Source organism: Vibrio sp. 10N.222.55.A1 (assembly GCF_041473835.1).
In the GTDB taxonomy this organism is placed as follows: Bacteria; Pseudomonadota; Gammaproteobacteria; order Enterobacterales; family Vibrionaceae; genus Vibrio; species Vibrio crassostreae_C.
This window is the reverse complement of sequence record NZ_JBFRSX010000032.1, coordinates 1-3,171: the sequence shown is the minus strand read 5'-3', so window position 1 is coordinate 3,171 and position 3,171 is coordinate 1. Positions and strand designations below refer to the sequence as shown.

The 3,171-nt window shown below is 50.5% G+C and carries 2 rRNA genes; both read right to left on the bottom strand.

The annotated features are described in order from the left end of the window. Nucleotides 1-7: 7 nt before the first annotated feature. Nucleotides 8-123: ribosomal RNA gene (gene rrf / locus AB4493_RS09950) — 5S ribosomal RNA — on the bottom strand. Nucleotides 124-260: 137 nt separating this feature from the next. Next, nucleotides 261-3,154 (bottom strand): 23S ribosomal RNA (locus tag AB4493_RS09945). Nucleotides 3,155-3,171 lie beyond the last annotated feature (17 nt).

Genomic DNA, 3,171 nt, shown 5'->3' with positions numbered 1-3,171 from the left:
ATTTAAAGCCTGGCGATGTCCTACTCTCACATGGGGAAGCCCCACACTACCATCGGCGCTATTGTGTTTCACTTCTGAGTTCGGCATGGAATCAGGTGGGTCCACAATGCTATGGTCGCCAAGCAAATTTTGCTTTTACTTTCAGCTTTTTTTAAAAACTGAAGGCAAAATAATCTGGAAAACTGATTTAAAAGTCTATCTCTTCAAACTCATTCAAGGTCTGGTCTTTCTTTGAGTCCACAAAACCCCTTGGGTGTTGTATGGTTAAGCCTCACGGGCAATTAGTACAGGTTAGCTCAATGCCTCGCAGCACTTACACACCCTGCCTATCAACGTCGTAGTCTACGACAACCCTTTAGGACACTTATAGTGCCAGGGAAAACTCATCTCAAGGCTCGCTTCCCGCTTAGATGCTTTCAGCGGTTATCGATTCCGAACTTAGCTACCGGGCAATGCCATTGGCATGACAACCCGAACACCAGAGGTTCGTCCACTCCGGTCCTCTCGTACTAGGAGCAGCCCCTTTCAATTTTCCAACGCCCACGGCAGATAGGGACCGAACTGTCTCACGACGTTCTAAACCCAGCTCGCGTACCACTTTAAATGGCGAACAGCCATACCCTTGGGACCGACTTCAGCCCCAGGATGTGATGAGCCGACATCGAGGTGCCAAACACCGCCGTCGATATGAACTCTTGGGCGGTATCAGCCTGTTATCCCCGGAGTACCTTTTATCCGTTGAGCGATGGCCCTTCCATTCAGAACCACCGGATCACTATGACCTGCTTTCGCACCTGCTCGAATTGTCATTCTCGCAGTCAAGCGGGCTTATGCCATTGCACTAACCACACGATGTCCAACCGTGTTTAGCCCACCTTCGTGCTCCTCCGTTACTCTTTGGGAGGAGACCGCCCCAGTCAAACTACCCACCAGGCACTGTCCGTAATCCCGATTCAGGGACCAACGTTAGAACATCAAAACTACAAGGGTGGTATTTCAAGGACGACTCCACCACATCTAGCGACGCGGTTTCATAGTCTCCCACCTATCCTACACATGTAGGTTCAATGTTCAGTGCCAAGCTGTAGTAAAGGTTCACGGGGTCTTTCCGTCTAGCCGCGGGTACACTGCATCTTCACAGCGATTTCAATTTCACTGAGTCTCGGGTGGAGACAGCGTGGCCATCATTACGCCATTCGTGCAGGTCGGAACTTACCCGACAAGGAATTTCGCTACCTTAGGACCGTTATAGTTACGGCCGCCGTTTACCGGGGCTTCGATCAAGAGCTTCGACCGAAGTCTAACCCCATCAATTAACCTTCCGGCACCGGGCAGGCGTCACACCGTATACGTCATCTTACGATTTTGCACAGTGCTGTGTTTTTAATAAACAGTTGCAGCCACCTGGTATCTGCGACTCTCGTCTGCTCCATCCGCAAGGGACTTCACTGATAAGAGCGTACCTTCTCCCGAAGTTACGGTACCATTTTGCCTAGTTCCTTCACCCGAGTTCTCTCAAGCGCCTTGGTATTCTCTACCCGACCACCTGTGTCGGTTTGGGGTACGATTCCTTACAATCTGAAGCTTAGAGGCTTTTCCTGGAAGCATGGCATCAATGACTTCACTACCGTAGTAGCTCGACATCGTATCTCAGCGTTAGTAGCGGTCCGGATTTACCTAAACCACCCGCCTACGTACTTGAACCTGGACAACCGTCGCCAGGCCCACCTAGCCTTCTCCGTCCCCCCATCGCAATTGTAAGAAGTACGGGAATATTAACCCGTTTCCCATCGACTACGCCTTTCGGCCTCGCCTTAGGAGTCGACTTACCCTGCCCCGATTAACGTTGGACAGGAACCCTTGGTCTTCCGGCGAGGGAGTTTTTCACTCCCTTTATCGTTACTCATGTCAGCATTCGCACTTCTGATACCTCCAGCAGCCCTTACAGACCACCTTCAACGGCTTACAGAACGCTCCCCTACCCCACGCACCCTAAGGTACGTAGCCGCAGCTTCGGTGTATAGCTTAGCCCCGTTACATCTTCCGCGCAGGCCGACTCGACCAGTGAGCTATTACGCTTTCTTTAAATGATGGCTGCTTCTAAGCCAACATCCTGGCTGTCTGAGCCTTCCCACATCGTTTCCCACTTAGCTATACTTTGGGACCTTAGCTGGCGGTCTGGGTTGTTTCCCTCTCCACGACGGACGTTAGCACCCGCCGTGTGTCTCCCGGATAGTACTTACTGGTATTCGGAGTTTGCAAAGGGTTGGTAAGTCGGGATGACCCCCTAGCCTTAACAGTGCTCTACCCCCAGTAGTATTCGTCCGAGGCGCTACCTAAATAGCTTTCGGGGAGAACCAGCTATCTCCAGGTTTGATTGGCCTTTCACCCCTAGCCACAAGTCATCCGCTAATTTTTCAACATTAGTCGGTTCGGTCCTCCAGTTGATGTTACTCAACCTTCAACCTGCCCATGGCTAGATCACCTGGTTTCGGGTCTAATCCTAGCAACTGTACGCCCAGTTAAGACTCGGTTTCCCTACGGCTCCCCTAAACGGTTAACCTTGCTACTAAAATTAAGTCGCTGACCCATTATACAAAAGGTACGCAGTCACACCACGAAGGTGCTCCTACTGCTTGTACGTACACGGTTTCAGGTTCTATTTCACTCCCCTCACAGGGGTTCTTTTCGCCTTTCCCTCACGGTACTGGTTCACTATCGGTCAGTCAGTAGTATTTAGCCTTGGAGGATGGTCCCCCCATATTCAGACAGGATATCACGTGTCCCGCCCTACTCGTTTTCACTGATTATGATGTGTCGGTTACGGGGCTATCACCCTTTATTGCGAGACTTTCCAGACTCTTCACCTGCATCATTAAAAGCTTAAGGGCTAATCCAATTTCGCTCGCCGCTACTTTCGGAATCTCGGTTGATTTCTCTTCCTCGGGGTACTTAGATGTTTCAGTTCCCCCGGTTTGCCTCCTGTTGCTATGTATTCACAACAGGATACTTACTTATGTAAGTGGGTTTCCCCATTCAGGAATCCCAGACTCAAAAGGTTATTACTACCTAATCTGGGCTTATCGCAAGTTATTACGCCTTTCATCGCCTCTGACTGCCAAGGCATCCACCGTGTACGCTTAGTCACTTAACCATACAACCCGAAAGGGT